This window comes from Pseudoalteromonas sp. SD03 (assembly GCF_040937955.1).
GTDB classification, from domain to species: Bacteria; Pseudomonadota; Gammaproteobacteria; order Enterobacterales; family Alteromonadaceae; genus Pseudoalteromonas; species Pseudoalteromonas tetraodonis.
Genome location: NZ_CP162514.1, coordinates 1,611,782 through 1,629,159, shown reverse-complemented (window position 1 = coordinate 1,629,159; position 17,378 = coordinate 1,611,782). Strand labels below are relative to the sequence as shown.

Sequence of the window (17,378 nt, the reverse complement as noted above, 5' to 3'; positions counted from 1 at the left end):
CTCCTAAAGCTTTTTAAACACCTACTGACTGTAAGGTGCAAAGATTTTATTTATCTTCGGTTAGACATTTAAAGTATTTTGATGATGATGTTTTAAGTGTTGTGTTATGACTTGTTAGTTTGAGACTTATAATTTAGTACTTTACATGTCAAATGTTTTACATCGTTGTACGTAGTACAGAAATTAAATTGGTGAGTTATGCTATGTATCTAACCTTCGACCTCCCAAAGTAATAAGTAAATCAACTCTGTGAGTTAACATTAAAATCTAAGCTTTTCGACTAGCTCTGTAAAGTTGTATATATTGATTTATAGCTTGATCTAAAATCAAGTGCCTATCAAACAAAATGAGGGCTACTTAATTGTATTTTAACTATTCTTCTTAAGAAATCACAAAGTACTTCTTTCATCTGAAGCTCTTTAATGCAATCAATTGACTCAAAAGTATAAAATTACCAATCTTTGCCTTCGGTTTATTAACTCAAATTTAAAGCCTTAATCGTAATTAGTCGTTTAAAACTGTACATTTTGAGTTTTGTAAAAAATTAAATTCTTGAAAAATTGCTTAGATTAAAACTGAGAGCATTTAATATATTACTTTTAAGCATTTCAATATGCCCCACTAATTAAATAGCAACATAATTACAACCCTGTAAAAAATAATATTTCACTATTGTAATAATAGGGACATATGTTAATAAAAAAAAGTTTACATAAATGTATATTAATTGTAAATTAGTTTTGGCTTCATTAATAAAATGTAACCTTAAAAAAGATAAAAACAATACTTAGGGAAATTCAATATGTTTAAAACCAAAACCTTATCAAATGCAATAAGATATTCTTTATTGCTTGGTTCTGTTGCTATAGCACCCAGCGTGTTTGCGCAAGATGAAAAAAAATCTGATGTAGAATTAGAAGAAGAAGCGCCAGAAAGAATTGTAGTAACTGGTTCACGAATAAGAAAAGCTGAGTTTTCTAATGCATCTCCAATTCAAATCATAAACGGTGACTTATCGCGTGAAATGGGACTGTTTGATGCGGGCTCAATGCTACAATCAACTAGCCAAGCAGCAGGTACGCAAATTGATAACACATTTGGCGGGTTTGTATTAGACAATGGTCCAGGTGCCGCAACTATAGGTTTTCGTGGCTTAGGTGCTGAAAGAACTCTCGTTTTAATTAACGGACGTCGTATGGCTCCTGCTGGTGTGGGTGGCGCTCCAACGTCACCTGATCTAAATTTAATACCAGGCGTTATGGTTGAACGAGTTGAAAACTTATTTGACGGCGCCTCTACTGTATATGGTTCTGATGCCGTAGCCGGTGTAGCAAACGTTATTTTGAAAAAAGATGTTGAAGGATTTACATTTGATGCATCGTACCGACAACCTAAAGGTGAAGGCGGTGAAGAAACCGTACTTTCAGGGATGTGGGGTACAACCATGGATAATGGTTTTATCACTGTAGGTGTAGAATATTCAGAGCAGCAATCACAATCTTTATCTGGAAACCCTTTTGTTAAAGGCTGTGAAGAACGTATATGGGAAGCTGAAGATGGCTCAATCATTACTAGAAATAGTGGTTATGGTCCTGTTGCTAGCGGTGAAGATTCATGTGATATTTTCCCTCTTACAAATCGTATTAGTGTCCCATCGTTCTTTGGTAGTGTTTATTACACCCCAGGTTTTACAAACACAGGGATTCCTAACTTCAGTGAATCAACAGTTCCTGCGAGTCTTGAAGGGTTTTTCCCATCATGGGTTGCAGGTGACTTTGATGGTGATGGTATTAATGATGGTGTATTTGTTGACGGAGATGGTGACGGTTTCCGTGATGTTGACTTTCAAAACCCTCTATATGCTTTCCAACAGTCTGATTACTACAAAAGCGGTGATTACAGAAGCAAAAATGAACGCGTATCATTAATGCTTAATGGTGAGTATAACTTCCAAGATGATAATGATACAACCTTCTATTACGAAGGTTTATATGCAAAACGTGAGTCTCCAATATTTAGCCCTGGAGCTCAGATATTTCAACAAGTTGCAGCATCTAACCCATATAACCCTTGTGGCGTTAACGGAATAGATTGTTTTGGTGTTCTAGGTGTAGGCCCTGGTGGTCCAGAAGCTGTACAGCCAATTATTAATATTCGTGGCGACCGTGATCAAACACAGGTAGAAGTATCGCAATATCGTCTCGTATCCGGTGTTACTGGTAACTTAGGCATGTTTGAAAACATTGGCTTAAATAACTGGTATTATGATGCATCAGCATCTTATAGTGCTTCGAAAGGAACCGACCATCGTGTTGGTATCAACGAAGAGCGTCTTATTTACTCTTTAGAAACATCAGTACTTAATGACGATGGGACAATTACCTGTGGAACAGGTTCAGATGGCTGTGTGCCAGTTAACTTATTTGCTGATAGTATCTTCCAAGAAGGTGGTGGTACATTATCACCAGAGGAAGCTGCATACTTATTTATCGATCGTGATATCGAAACAAAAGTAAATCAGTTTGTCTTTAATGCATTTATGGGTGGAGACTTCTTCAATTTACCTTGGAATAATGAGACCGTAGCCGGCATCGTTGGTGTTGAATTCCGTCGTGACGAAATTGAATCAAATCCAAATGCAGCAACTGCTGAAGGCTTGCTTTGGGGTTACTTTGCTGACCAAGGCGCTGATGGCTCTCGAAATCTTAAAGAAATCTTCACAGAGTTTGAATTTCCATTACTTAAAGGTGTTAAAGGTGCAGAAGAACTTACATTCACCGCTTCAGGCCGTGTTTCTGAAGAATCTTTTTATGATGCAGAATCAACATACAGCATAAAAACAATCTACCGTCCTGTTGAATGGTTTACGCTTCGAGCAACAAAAGGGACTTCTTATAGAGCTCCAAACCTTCGTGAACGCTTTTTAAATGGTACATCGGGCTTTAATACAATTGCAGATCCTTGTGTTGTACCTGAAGATGCACGAAATATTGATCCATTAAACCCTGGTTCAGCAGCAACATATAATGCAGCCGAAGAAACTCGCGACACATCTGTCTTGAATGCGTGTCAAGCATCTGGTGTTGATCCTACATCATTAGGTTTAGGCCAAAATGGTACAGACTCTTACACTGCAACTTACAGTGCAGAAATAGAAACAGGTGGCACAACAGAACTTACGCCAGAAACATCCGTTGCAAAAACGTATGGTCTAATCTTTGAACAACCATTTTCTGAAGAGTTTGATTTAACATTCTCACTTACTCGTTTTGATATTGAAGTTACAAATAGCATAGCAGAGCCAAGTGCTGGTTATAGTATCGGTCAATGTTACTCTGCCGACGGAAACGAAGCATTCTGTAATAGAATTGGCCGAGATTCTAACGGTCAGATTGATATGGTTGATGCTAGCTTTATTAATATTGGCTTAATTTCTTCTAAAGGCTTTGATTACAATGTTTACTTTGAAACGGACACTGTAATAGCAGAAGAAAACTTAGGTATTACATTAGACTTACAAGCTACGCGCATGACTGAACAAGTATACGATGTACTCGGTACTATAGATGATAATATGGGCGAGCCTGACTCACCTGAGTGGCGTGGTTCTGCTCGTCTTCAACTTAAGTATTCTGATTTTAGATTTAACTGGGAAACTCGCTTCATTGGAAAAGGCCGCGAAGATGAAGATGACTTAGGTGAATTTGAAGAAGGTACTGCTGGTTGTCGTGGCTTAACCGATGCAAACGGAGATGCACTTAAGTGTCGTCCTGTAGGCTTTACCGATGACTATTTTGTTCACAATGTGGGCTTAACATGGTCTAACGATGCTTATAAAGTTAATTTTGGTGTTCGCAACGTATTTAATGAGGCTCCACCAAAAGTAGATCCAAGTGGTTCTTTCTCTAATACTAATATCCCATTAGGTGTTGGTTATGACACTTCAGGCCGAAGCCCTTATATTAGCTTCACAGCTTCATTCTAATACAAGTAACTACCTAATTACTTAGTTTAAATGGCCTACTTTTTAGGCCATTTTTTTGAGGGAATAAAATGAAATTAAAGAAAATAATATTATTAGGTTTATCTGTTCTAAGCTTGAATTCTTATGCTAATAAACAAGTTGAGGCAACAGAGCAAATTTCGAGTATTGATGCATTTTCTATGGCTTCAGCTATAAGAAGTGTTGTCACATCACCAAATGGTAAAAACCTTGCCATATTAAGAGCAACAACAAAAGATGGTGATTACATAATAGAAATTAGAGATCCTAATAACCTAGAAAAAGATCCGGTTAGATTAGGTGCAGATAAAATGCTCATCTCTTCTATCATATGGTTAAACGACGAAAAAATTGGCGTTATGTTTAGGCAGATATTGGAAGACGGAAACAGGAAATATTGGGTTAATAAGTTTGCAATTACAGATGCTGATGGCAAAGGTGATTGGTTATTACCTTTTAAAGACAAACGAAATGTTCAATTTCAAATAATAAATCGGCTCCCAGACAACAAAGATGAAGTCTTAGTCGAAGTAGATATTAATAATAATTACATCCCTGATGTAGTTCGCTTTAATATAAATACAGGTAGAAGCGTTACTATCATGCGTGGTAATGAAAAAATATCTGGATCATTTGTTTCTGATTACGATGGTGATATCAGAATTGCACAAGGTTGGAATAAATCCGACAATGCAATAGATCATTATGCGCGTGTTAAAGGTGATGATGATTGGAAAGTTATTAAACAGGTTAGTCCCAAAAAGCGTGAAAACTTTGAGATACTAGGCTTCACAAAAGACAACCCTGATGAAGTTTATATCAATGCTAATCTAGGAGAAAACACCACCGGTATTTATATCTACAATATTAAAACGGCTAAATATTCAACTCGGCAATTTGGCCTTGAATCTGTTGATACTGATGGGGTAATACTTGATTCTGACGGTACTATTAAGGGCTTTCGCTACACCACCAAACAACCTAAAAATTACTACATAGATCCCAATGCTCAAGCATTACAAGAGTCTATTGCCTCATTATTCAAAGGTAAATTTGTTCGAATCATGAGTCGTTCTGATGACGATAATGTTCTTGTTTTAAATGTGTCTGCTGATGATAATCCTGGTAGCTACTACATAGTGACAAATAAACAAAAATTAACCAAAATTGGTGATAGACTTCCTTTTATTGATAAAAGTAAGTTAGGAACTGTTAAATATATCTCTTATAAAGCAAGAGATGGGCGAAATATAAAAGCTTATGTGACAATTCCTGCAACTAAGGGCCCTCACCCTGCGGTTGTCTTACCACATGGTGGACCTTGGGTTCGTGACTCTATTATTTTTGATGATTGGGCTCAGCTGCTCGCTTATCATGGTTATGTAGTAATTCAACCAAATTATCGTGGTTCAACTGGCTATGGGCTTGAGCATTGGATAGCAGGCGATAATAATTGGGGTCTTAAGAAACAAGATGATCTTGACGATGCCGCACAGTATTTAGTCGAAAAAGGCTTAGCTACAAAAGATAAACTCGCGCTATTTGGTTGGAGTTATGGCGGATATGCCGCTTTTGCAGCTTCTATGCGTGAAAATAATATTTATCAATGCGTTGTTGCAGGTGCTGGGGTTAGTGATCTAAGTCGAATTAATGCAACTTTAAACGAAAACCGATTTTTAAGTATTTTACAACGCCCTACTATTTCTGGTGTATCTCCTGTAGAACAAGTTGATAAAGTAAATGTTCCTATATTGATTATTCACGGTGATATCGACAGTAGAGTACCAATTAAACATAGTCGTGATTTTGTTTCTGAGCTGGAAAAGTATAAAAAAGACTTTAAATATATAGAGCTAGAAGATGCTGACCATTTCTCGGATTCACTTTTCTATGCACATAAAAAAGAATTCTACACTGAGTTATTATCATGGTTTGATAATAAATGTAGTCTTAAATAACTAAAAACCCAAAAGTTAATTCTTTTAAAAATTAAAGGGGCTAATTTTGCCCCTTTACTATTAGAAGATGACTGAATATAACCTTTTTATGTTAATAATGTTAATAATGCTAATAATGTTAATAATGTTAATAATGTTAATAATGTTAATAATGTTAAAACAAATAAACCAAGTAGCTAATCGAAAGGCAACCATCTCAATAACAATTTGTTGTGATAAGTTTTATCTTTTTAATACTTCACACACCCATCACGCAATAAATCGTTAATTTAATAACAAGACGAACTATTTATGAAATTAGAAATATCAATCGATTTCTTGGCGCACAAAGGCTCACGCTTTATGCTGACTTGTAAAACTAAAAACGGAATCTACTGGTAAAACCTATGGCACCCAAGGTAACAAAATTGGCAATGCACAGCTGAAATGGGCGTTCTCCGAAGCCGCTGTATTGCTGCTGCGTCACAATCAAAACGCCAACAAATACCTTGAAAAACTACAAAAGCGAATGAGCAAAGCCAAAGCACTGTCTGCGCTTGCACATAAGCTTGGCGCTGCGTCTATTATATGCTTAAAAAAGAGACGGTATTCGATGAAGCAAAATTCTTAAAGAGTTAGTCACGGTACTGAGTGAGCTGAACATCTATCTGGATATAAGGCTGAGCATCAATCAATTGGGTGAGTTAATTACCAACAAGGTTTAACCTGATTATATGCCTACAGACCAAAGCCACTTGCCTTGATTAGACCCTCAGTACGCGTGCATTAATACAATAAACAAAGTCGCTTACACCTGACTTGATAACTGCGTTATGCACCTAACTAACTGGATCACAATGATGAAACTAGCCGCCTTGAATAGTGCCATGATGAGGTTAACCGATAAATGTCTAGTGCCCCAGCTACCCCAAAAGGATATGGGAAAAACCTGGCTGCGATGAGATCGCAATAAGAAATTACTGCGTAACGCACCCTAGATGTGTTTGCCGTAAGCAACTTGCTTATTAGCCGCATCGACAGACGAAGTAAACGAATTTGTTTATTGATTTAGAATTGACCGTCAATTGATAAAACGGTCAAAAAGAACACTAATGCCTATTGACAGAGTTAAGGCTCATATGTGTTAGGCATAAAATAGTTACATATGTTAATCAATCCAATGTGGTAAATTTCTCACGGTCTTCCCAAAAAGAACTAGAACCTAAATCCAGTACTTTGAAACCTAAATTAATAGGTAAAGCATCAGGGTATGAGTTTTTAGAACTTATAGGTTTAGGAGTTTGAAAACTACTTTCATATACCATTACATTCCCAGTATGAGGATCTCCATGTAAAATTTCATTTTTATAAATCGCATCGAGTGCGTTTGAGTAGCGCCAATAAAGACCAAACCTTTGAAGTATAGTTATTGGTTCTTTAAAAAGGTATTCTTTAAGATTTACTCCATTTACAAATTCCATAGTGATATAGAACAAACCTGATTTGACTCCAGATGAAAATATTTTTGCAAAATATGGGTGATCTACTGATGCGAGCTTTTTGGCCTCATTTTGGGCTTTCTTGAAATCACTACGCCCTCTGTTGTTCCAGAATTTAACGGCTATCTTTCGATCTAAGTTGATATCCTTAGCTTCAAACACAATACCGTTAGCTCCGATTCCAATACATTTGCAAAACTCTATTTCTTCAAAAGGGATAATCGTTCCTTCGAAGTAAAGTAGACTTTCAGATATAGAAAATTTATTTTTAAGATTTATTTTATTCATTATATTTATTAGTTTATGCCGAACCTTTTATACCTAACGCCCTCTTAACTAGCAGACAACGCCACCACAAAACTCGAATTAGCACGCCATAATCACCAAAGCTAACTGCTGGTAATTAAAGCCGCCGAGCGTTGACTGTCCGGTTGAAGCGTTTGTTAAGCTGCTAGGATGCGATATTCTGTTTTAGACATTTTTGCTCTTACTAACTCCACATTACCACCAATTTTGTCATTCAATTGATTGACGAGTTCATTGAGTTCTTCAAATGCTTGCTCAGGCATCTTAACTCCCGCTATGACCTTAGAAATTCGCTTCTGGTCAAAAGCATGAATCCCTGCACTTTTTTCATCGATAAAACTCGATACTCCGCTTCGTAACTCCAGTCCGGTGACTTCATAAGAAACACATCTTTGACGGCGTTAAAACCCCTCTCTCCAGCAGTAATTATCGGCATGTCTTTGGTATACTCAACATCCCAACCAAAAAGTAGCTCTTCAACATTATTCATGTAGATATTTTGAGGGCTATCATCAACGGTGAATTCAACGACAAAACCTTCATGATTCTCAGCATAATGTGACCACATTAATATATTATCTGGCTTTTTAGTCAAACAGCATATTCCAACTTCTCCAATTACTCCGTCACGAAATTCACCGCTCTTCAATGAACGTTTTATACCATGCTCCATTTGCTTTCTTTTACTTAATCTTTGAGCAGGAGAGAGTTTTAATCGTCTTCCCGCCTCTTTAAATAAATCGGGACGAGATTTTAAGTACACTATGGACTTTTCGATATCGTATACAGTTTTACAATCAAATGGATCGTTAAACTCCGAATGATGACTAAACTTCATAGTCCCGTCAGTCAAAATGCATTTGGATCCGCTCGAAAACGGCAGGTATTTATAAACTTTCAATTAAGTTAAACCTCATACTTAAAAAGCAGCTTAACTTTAAGCTAAGGGGCGCCGATACGTGAGGCATAATGGCGAAGCCGCCCCGCGTATAGGCGTCCCAGCGACCGAAGGGAGAGGCTTAAGCGCTTTGTTAGTTTTCACTGTACACTTGCTGATCGACACAAGAAACACTGACTTCATTGCTAGGCAAGTTTGCAAATAAAAAGGCAACAGACTCATTTGGCTTAAGTACCCCAACAAATGAAGTACAAACACCGTTTTTGCACTCTGCTGCTAACGTAGTAGTTTTTATTCTCGGAATTGCAGATGTACAAGTATTTTTTTGATCACATGCTACTTCAACATTTGTAAGTGATGTTTCTTCGTAATTTGAAAATAGCAAAGCTGATTTTAATGCTTTAGGGAAATGCAGCGAGAAATCTAAACACAAACCTTGACCGCCATTATATGCAACTACTTTTCTATACTCTTTTAGATATGATTCTGATATCTGTAAATTAGCTTCGTTAGGCTTGTATTGAGAGTTGTAAAAAGAGAAAGCTATAGCTGCTATCACACCAATACTTGTTAAAATATTAGTAATCCATTGTGTATTATTTCTCAAATTTTCATTCATATGCGAAATTCTTCCGTGAAAACTAACAATTTTATAGTGCGCTCGTCGCGTATATTTCTGCCAACGCACGCTAATATATTCATTAATTACTTTTTAACAAATAACTTAACTCATTGCTAGCTATAATTATTTCTTGCTACTAAATATAATTACAAAGAAGAAAATGCGCTCATCGCTCATTTTCTTGAATATGAGAGAAAAACAACCACACTGTATGTTTATACAGCCACCGACATTGGTAATGACATGAAAACGCGCCTCCCATTTTTAAATTACATCGCTGAATCTATGTTAGTACATCAGTATTCATTACGTACCGTAAATACCTACCTGTGATGGATTGCATCTTATAGTGATTTTCATGATAAGCGCCATGACGTAAGAAGAAGTTAAGCTACTTATGATTCATTAAAATGAGCTATAACTTGGAGGGAATGCAATAAAAGCACTTTTACCTAAAGGGGCTAACGTATGTTAGCCCCTTTTGTGTGTGTTTTATTTACAGTGTGTTATTCAGTAACAACAAACCGTAACCAGCGAGTTGCTCGTCATTTAGGTCGTGTTGCCAGTTAGGCGTTAAATCATCGCGTTTAATACTATTGATGCTTTGCGGGTTAGCGGTTAAGTTAAGCACAAACATACTTTTACTGCCGTTTAACTCACGGGTTATTTCAACTAGGCCGTTGTTATGCTGTATTAATTCATAACTGCCTTTTATACCCAGCTCTGGGCGCTGTTTTTTTAGTGCGATTAAGTGCTGATATAAACGCCACAGTGAGTCAGATTGTGCTTGTTGCGTTTTTACATTGCGATCAGCAGCATTAATTTGCTGTGCTAAAAATTCTGGCCACCACTGGGTGTAGTTATCACCAAACAGTTCAGCCTGCTCAACCCAACTTGTTTGAGCTTGAGTAAAGCCAGCTTGGTTGCTGTTATTCCATTGCATAGGTGCACGTTTATACACATCGTGACCTGTGCCACCTTGTGTTAGGCCAATTTCTTCACCGTAATAAATATACGGTGTACCCGGAGAGCTAAATAACATGGCGGCGGCAAGTTTTGCTTTATCGTCGTGCTCTGCAAGTTGATAAGCGATACGTTCTTGGTCGTGATTAGTTAAAAACGGTGCAAAAAAATCAAGCGGTGCAGTTGAATCAATACGCTGTTGTAAATTTTGTTTGAGCACATTGGCATCAACTGTATTCACTTGTTGATTAGATTGCATAGTGCCAAATTGCGCTTCACCACTGGCATCGGGTTTTAATAAGCCCAATATTTTATAGCCCACTTCAAAATCAAAGCCTTGATCGAGGCCTTTACCTTCGCCAAAGTATTTTGCTGCAACGGGAATGTCTGCCCAAGCTTCACCTACTAAATACGCCTCTGGATCAACGCTTTTTACGTATTGGTTAAAGTGCTGCCAATATGCAATGGTTTCGTCGGTATCGGCTTGCGCATCTGCGCCACCTTCCATGGCAAAACGTACTGCGTCTAATCTAAACCCTGCAACGCCTTTATCAAGCCAAAACTTAGCCATTTTTTCCATTTCGGCAACAACATCAGGGTGGCGTAAGTTCAAGTCAGGTTGGCTGGCTCCAAACGCACCATAGTAATACTGCTGACGTGTTTCATTCCAATGCCATACTGCGTCGGGTTGGTCGTTATTACTCCAAGCATGCCCCCAACCACTTCCTGCTTTTGGCATATCGTCGCGCCAAATAAAGTAATCAGCATAAGGGGCTTCTTGTTTTGCTGAACGCTGAAACCATTCATGGTTACTTGATATATGGTTTATAACTAAATCAAGTATGACTTTCATGCCTTTATCATCAGCGGCTTTTATAAAGGCTTCAAACTCGGCCATGCAGCCGTAGTCGTTTTCTACTTGGTAAAATTCAGTAAAATCATAGCCATGATACGACGGTGCTTCAAACATGGGGGTTAACCACAGTGCATTTACGCCGAGCTCTTGTAAATACGGGAGCTTTTGGGTCATACCATTAAAATCGCCATGGCCATCAGCATCGCTGTCGTAAAAACTGCGGGGCCAAATTTGGTAAAAAATGGCGCTTTCCCACCAAGGGCTTGCTTGTTGTTCAGTATTTAGTAGCGATGTTTCGGTGTTATTCGTGTTGTTATTTAATGATGGTGCGCTTTGGCAGCCTGTTAGCATGATTGCTAATGCTAATGCGCTCAAGGTAAATGTTTTCATTTCAGCCTCGTTATTATTGTAACAAATAACATAGCCGTATTTTACTACGGCTATGTTAATTAGTTTGCGGTTATTTTAGTGCTTTAGTTACCACCGGGTAATGATCCCATACTTGTTTGTCGCTTAATGAGCGCACTAGCTTTACGTATTCCGCATGTGTCCACGCCAGTGGTGTGGCCGAGTTTGTACCCTCGCCTAAAGTGTAACCCGCTTTATTAACGCCTACGCCATCCCATACTTGTTCTGGTAGCATCATACCTTCGTTAGCAAATTGCTCTAGCCCTTTTACATAGCTATTTTTAATAGCCTGCTGTTTAGTTGCATCTAACGTATTATTGGCATTCGCGGCGGCAATTTCGTAATGACCTCGTTCACCGGTAAAAAATGGCCAAACTCGCCCACGTTGCCCTGGGCTATTTTTTCCACCTTGCGCATAATTAGCGCCAGTTACTTCGTCTTCACCGTAGCCGTCGTTACCATAACGGCGGTAGCCTGCAAATGTGCCGCTACCATCTGTAAACTCAAAGCTGTATTTAACTTGTAAGTTATCTGTTAGGGTTTCGTCATCATACTCTGGCAGTGTTTTTACTATGCTAGGCGCTAGCGCATCACGTACGCCATAGCGAACCAACTCTAAAAAGCCACCATCAAGTATTTGCTTTTTATTAAACCCTTCACGGCCATTATTAGCGTTAATTTTAGTATTTGAATTGGCGTCTTTGTCTTGACCAATACGTATAAAATATTCGCCGTCTGATGCGTTTGATTCTAAATTACCTGCGGTGGTAAACATCATGCTTTCTATATCGGCGTTGTAACTTTTTGCCGTTGCAAGGTAGCGTTTAGCATTCACCTCATCACCTGCCATTTTTGCAATATCAGCGGCGGTAATTAAACCGGCAACAACAGCAGCAGTGGTTGATGGCGAATACCCTTCTTGCTCTTCCCAACGCTCTTGTTGAGTCGCAGGTGGGGTTATTTGCATGTCGTTCCATAGGATTTTAGCGCGCCCACCGTCTACCAAAAAGTCAGCGGCCGGTTTTAACATGCGGGTATACCAATCAGTTAGCTCAGCATCACTTAACAAATCTGCCTGATGAAGCTTCCACGCTAGCATAATAGGCATAGCGGTTTGGTCTAGCTGTACGCCTACCCATTCAAGTTCGCCATCTACGTGTGTTTTTTGTAAAAACCACCCTGTGTCGCCTTTGTTGCCCGGGGTTTTGCTGTTTACTTGTACTTTTTCAAGGTATTCAAATGCGGTTTTGGCTGTTGCGGTATCGCCTAGTGCCATAAATGCCATGGCAACTTGATAAAAGTCGCGCACCCATACCGCTTTGTAACCGGTAGAGCCGGTTTTCGCCGATACGGTTTCACCCCATGGGTTAGATAAAGAGGCAATAAGTGCCCCAGCATGAGTTTTGTCTTCTTGGGCTTTTAACACCATAGCACTGGTGTAAAGTAACTTGCCGTTATCAGCGGTTTGTTCGCTCATGTTGTTTAGCGGTGCAAGGCTTTGCAGGTAGTCTTGCCAACCAAGCGCTTCGCCTTTACCGTTGTAATTATCAAGCACAGCTTGGTAACCTTTGGCTAGCGTAGCTTGCCCTTGTTTAAAGCTTGATTGCTGGTTGTTACCAAAGCTTAGGGTTAAATCGAACTGGCTGTTTTTACCAATTTCACCCAGCTCTGCAAGTAGGCTAACATTACCCGATTTTTCACCGGTAGTTTTATAAACTCGGGTAAGCTGCTGAGTTGTTTTAAGCTGGCTTAAACCATCGCTCACACCTGTAAAACCAACACTTGTTTGTTTAAATGGCTGTGCACCTTGCAATGACAAGTAATTATCGCCCTGCCACGCTACCAATCCTTGCTCGGTGGTTTTTGCAAAGTCATCTAAGCCGTTGTTGTTTATATACGGGTTAACTGTTACATATGCTTTTACACCGTCAAGCTGGGTATTAAAAATACTGCGTACAAATAAGCTTTGACCGTCTGGGTCGGTAAATATATGTTTTTCGAGGCTAAAGCGACCTTGCTTATCTTTGCTTACTACTTTGTATACTAATGATAACGGGCGGCCTTTATCGTCTTTGTATAAGTAATCAATGGTAACGTCTAAATCGTCAGCTTCAGTGACTGTAAAATCTTTTCCGACTACAACAAATTGCATGTCTTTAATTTGCGCTTGATGAATAAGCCCGAACATGGTTTCGGTGATCATCCCTTTGGCAATCGAAAACCATACTTTTGACACTTTACCTGTAGGTGCTTCGTCACTGTAATGGCCATTTTGGTATTGCTCAAAAGACGTGCCTATCCCAGTTTTGCCTGCGTATGCCCAAAATGGGGCTTCGCCTGGTGCGCCTGGCGCACTCACTGATGTTTGCGTTACTGCACTGGTTTGCGTATTTTGCACGCCACAACCTACAAGGCCTGCGGCCAATATTGTCGCGGTAATTAGGTTATATTTTTTCATTTTAGCCCCTTAAATTAAGACTGTTTAACACGCAGTACGGCAACCGCTGCAAGTACAAAAGACACAGCACCTAGCATCAATGCGTAAATAGGTTGATTTTGGAAAAAGTGACGAAGTATCAGGCCAAGTACACTGGCGGCTAATAATTGTGGAATCACAATAAAAAAGTTAAATATTCCCATATACACACCCATTTTATGACTCGGTACTGAGGTACTTAACATGGCGTAAGGCAACGACAATATAGACGCCCACGCAAAACCAATACCTATCATTGGCCAAATAAGTAAGCTCGGTTCTTGTATAAACATAAAGCTCGCCAAACCTAACGCACCTAAAATAAGGTTAAGTGCATGTGCTAGTTTTAAACCAACACGCTTAACGATGATCGGGATACATAAAGCCGCCAATGCAGCAAAACCATTGTAAGCCGCAAATAAAATACCCACCCAGTCTGCACCATTGTTATACGCCGCTGAACTTGTGTCGCTGCTACCATAATGAAAACTGGTTACCGCTGAGGTGGTGTAAATCCACATGGCAAATAAAGCAAACCAGCTAAAAAACTGTACCCAAGCAAGTTGTTTCATCGCCTCTGGCATGGTGAATACATCGTTAACGACTTGGTAAAAGCCACCGCTGGTGTGGTTTTTTGCCTGAAGTGCGGCTGCAATAAATTGAATAACGCCAAAACTCACTAAGCCAGCTGCTAATAGGTACAGCTCTTTTTCTAGGTTTAATCCCGTGACTAAACCAAGTACGGCAAGCCCTAGCACGGTAAATACACTGCCGCCTTTACTAAAGTTAATTTGTGCACAAACCGTCTGTTCAACTTGAGCTTGCTCTTGTTGATTAAATGCGGCCAATTCTTCAGGTGAATATTCTTTGGTGGTTATAATTGTCCATCCCACTGCGACCAGCAATACAACTGCACCAAAGTAAAATGAGTACTTTACTGAATCAGGAATTTGCCCTGCAGCGGCGGTGTTGGCAATATCAAACCAGTTTGTCATCATCCAAGGCAGTGCAGAAGCAACCACGGCGCCTACGCCTATAAAAAAGCTTTGCATTGCATAGCCCGTAGCACGCTGTTTGTTTGGTAGGTTATCGCCTACAAGGGCGCGAAATGGTTCCATGGTGACGTTAATCGATGCATCCATGATCCATAACATGCCCGCTGCAATCCAAAGTGTTGGTGAGTTTGGCATAATAAATAACGATAATGTGGTTAAAATAGCGCCGTATAAAAAAAACGGACGACGGCGGCCTAATTTGCCCCAGGTTTTATCGCTCCAGTAACCAATAATTGGCTGTACAATTAAACCGGTAAGTGGTGCTGCTACCCACAAAATAGGAATATCGTCGACATTAGCGCCAAGGGTTTGAAAAATCCGACTTACGTTACCGTTTTGCAGTGCAAAGCCAAATTGAATGCCTAAAAAGCCAAAGCACATGTTCCAAATTTGCCAAAAACTTAAATCTGGTTTGTTTTTATTGTTATTCATTTTTCAGCCTTATTAATTAAAACCGCACTACTAAATGCATCAAGGGTCAGTGTAAAGGTGGCGTTTTGTTGATCGTGATTAACCAAAATACCGTTATGCGCCTCTAACAGGTCATTTAACGTTGAATTAGGTTTGAGAGTTAAAGCTTGGTGCGGGCTAAGTGTAACGGTAACCGTTTGCGATTTTTGGCTAAAGTTACTCAGCACCCATAATGATTGTTGGCCTAAGGTACGCACAAAACCAACCACGCTGTCACTCCCCGTGATCATCAGTTGCGCCATTTCGCCGGCAACAATCGCTGGTAAATCGTTAAGTGCCATAATTGAAATGTAATATTGGCGTAATTGCGCTTGTTCAGTTGTTAACTGACCGCCATCAAATTTACCGTTGTTCATCCACGCTTGGTGAGCAGGAACACCAATATAGTCAAAAATACTGGTGCGAGTTGGGCTACCAAACCCCGCGTTTTCTGAGCCATCTTCACCCACATCTTGACCAAAATAAAGCAAGCTTGGCGAGCGACTGATTAAGTGAGAGACCACCATTGCTGGCTTGCCCAACGCGGCATCGCCGGCAAAATCAGGACTTGCGATACGTTGCTCGTCATGGTTTTCTAAAAAGTGCAGCATATGTTGTTCTATGTCAGCCACTTTTTGCTGAGCATTAAAAATACTACTTGCGGCTTGCTTGCCTTGCATTATGGCTTTTAAGGTGTCGTAAAAGCCTACTTTGTCATACAAGTAATCCATTTTACCTTGGTGAATATAAGTTCGGTACATCAATGGGTTGTACACTTCTGCAAGTAAAAATGCATCGGGTTTATGCATTTTTATCGATGAATTTAAAAAGCTCCAAAATTCAACCGGCACCATTTCAGCCATATCATAGCGAAAGCCATCCACGCCTTTATCTAACCAATAAAGCGCAATATTTCTAAATTTATACCAGCTATTAGGCAACTCTTTATCTTGCCAAAAGGCGTAATGAGCGCGGTAGTCTTGGTTTTCTAGCGCCTTAGGTAAAGTTGGAAAATCTAGGCTACCATCGGGTTTAACACCGTAGTTTACTTTTACTGTTTCGTACCAGTCGTTTATATTAGGCTGTGGAGAGCGTGCACCGTTTCCTGTCCATTTAGCCGGTGTTTCATTAAATTTACCATCAGCTAAGGGATGAGAATTTCCGCCAAGCACTTGATAACTGTCGCTCGAAGGCACTTGAAATGACTCACCAGGTACATAATAAAAGTTATTATTAACATCATAGTCTTTGCTGGTATCGTCTTGTTCACCAAAGTCTTTAACGCCATAAGGCTTAGCCGTTGAGTAGTAATCACGTGCAACGTGATTGGGCACAATGTCTATTATCACTTTCATATCATGATCGTGGGTACGTTCAATAAGCGCGCTAAACTCTTCGAGCCTGTTAGTTACATTTACCGCCAAATCAGGATTTACATCGTAATAATCTTTAATTGCATAGGGCGAGCCTGCACGCCCTTTAACCACATCTGGATCATCCTGACTAATACCATATTCGGTGTAATCACCCACTAAGGCATGATGTAAAACGCCGGTATACCACACATGCGTAGTACCCAACTCTTTAATACCTTTAAGCGCAGCATCGTTAAAATCAGCAAACTTACCCACGCCATTTTGCTCTTTAGTACCCCACGGAATATTAGCTGTTTGCGTATTACCAAATAAACGAGTAAACACTTGATAAACAACTGGCTTTACAGGCTCTGTCTTATTTACAACCGTTTTTGCTTGCGTGCTTTCATTATCATCACTGCAGCCTTGCACAACTAATGTGCTTGATAGCAGCAAGGGTATGTAAAATCTTTTTTTCATTGTGTGTGTCATTTTTATTTCAGTGTTGTCATTGGTTTATACTAAAGCTAACTGTAGTTTGGTTACAGTT

Annotated in this window: 10 protein-coding genes and 1 pseudogene; 3 read left to right on the top strand and 8 right to left on the bottom strand. The window is 39.4% G+C overall.

Translation table 11 applies throughout. The annotated features are described in order from the left end of the window. The first annotated feature begins 802 nt into the window (after positions 1–802). The 3 genes and pseudogenes from ABZP26_RS07520 to ABZP26_RS07510 all read left to right on the top strand — a co-directional run. Positions 803–3,985 carry a TonB-dependent receptor gene (locus tag ABZP26_RS07520; RefSeq protein ID WP_024601777.1) on the top strand — a complete coding sequence of 1,061 codons (3,183 nt, stop codon included), beginning with the start codon at positions 803–805 and terminating at the stop codon, positions 3,983–3,985. A 68-nt stretch (positions 3,986–4,053) separates the two neighbouring features. Further along, positions 4,054–5,961, top strand: a complete 1,908-nt coding sequence (locus tag ABZP26_RS07515) for a S9 family peptidase (protein ID WP_024601776.1) — start codon at positions 4,054–4,056, stop codon at positions 5,959–5,961. Positions 5,962–6,230: 269 nt separating this feature from the next. Then, a pseudogene (locus ABZP26_RS07510) lies at positions 6,231–6,579 on the top strand (transposase); the annotation flags it as partial. Positions 6,580–7,112: 533 nt separating this feature from the next. Here ABZP26_RS07510 and ABZP26_RS07505 read toward each other — a convergent pair. From ABZP26_RS07505 to ABZP26_RS07470, 8 genes are all read right to left on the bottom strand, one after another. Then, positions 7,113–7,727 carry a protein kinase gene (locus ABZP26_RS07505; protein WP_024601775.1) on the bottom strand — a complete coding sequence of 205 codons (615 nt, stop codon included), beginning with the start codon at positions 7,725–7,727 and terminating at the stop codon, positions 7,113–7,115. A gap of 155 nt (positions 7,728–7,882) precedes the next feature. After that, a complete protein-coding gene (locus ABZP26_RS07500) occupies positions 7,883–8,008 on the bottom strand; it encodes a hypothetical protein (RefSeq protein WP_268745519.1) in 126 nt (41 codons plus the stop codon). A gap of 11 nt (positions 8,009–8,019) precedes the next feature. Continuing rightward, positions 8,020–8,583: a DUF2971 domain-containing protein gene (locus ABZP26_RS07495; protein ID WP_368485563.1), complete on the bottom strand. Its 564-nt coding sequence runs from the start codon at positions 8,581–8,583 to the stop codon at positions 8,020–8,022. Positions 8,584–8,776: 193 nt separating this feature from the next. Next, positions 8,777–9,262 (bottom strand): hypothetical protein, encoded by a 486-nt coding sequence (locus tag ABZP26_RS07490; protein ID WP_024601772.1) that lies wholly within the window; start codon positions 9,260–9,262, stop codon positions 8,777–8,779. Positions 9,263–9,761: 499 nt separating this feature from the next. Next, positions 9,762–11,474 carry an alpha-amylase family glycosyl hydrolase gene (locus ABZP26_RS07485; RefSeq protein WP_368485562.1) on the bottom strand — a complete coding sequence of 571 codons (1,713 nt, stop codon included), beginning with the start codon at positions 11,472–11,474 and terminating at the stop codon, positions 9,762–9,764. Between the two features lie 70 nt (positions 11,475–11,544). Next, complete coding sequence (locus tag ABZP26_RS07480; protein WP_368485561.1) at positions 11,545–13,950, bottom strand: glycoside hydrolase family 15 protein; 2,406 nt, start codon at positions 13,948–13,950, stop codon at positions 11,545–11,547. Positions 13,951–13,964: 14 nt separating this feature from the next. Then, positions 13,965–15,455: an MFS transporter gene (locus tag ABZP26_RS07475; RefSeq protein WP_368485560.1), complete on the bottom strand. Its 1,491-nt coding sequence runs from the start codon at positions 15,453–15,455 to the stop codon at positions 13,965–13,967. Next, positions 15,452–17,308 carry an alpha-amylase family protein gene (locus ABZP26_RS07470; protein ID WP_368485559.1) on the bottom strand — a complete coding sequence of 619 codons (1,857 nt, stop codon included), beginning with the start codon at positions 17,306–17,308 and terminating at the stop codon, positions 15,452–15,454. Before ABZP26_RS07470 ends, ABZP26_RS07475 begins: the two co-directional genes overlap by 4 nt. Between the last annotated feature and the right edge of the window lie 70 nt (positions 17,309–17,378).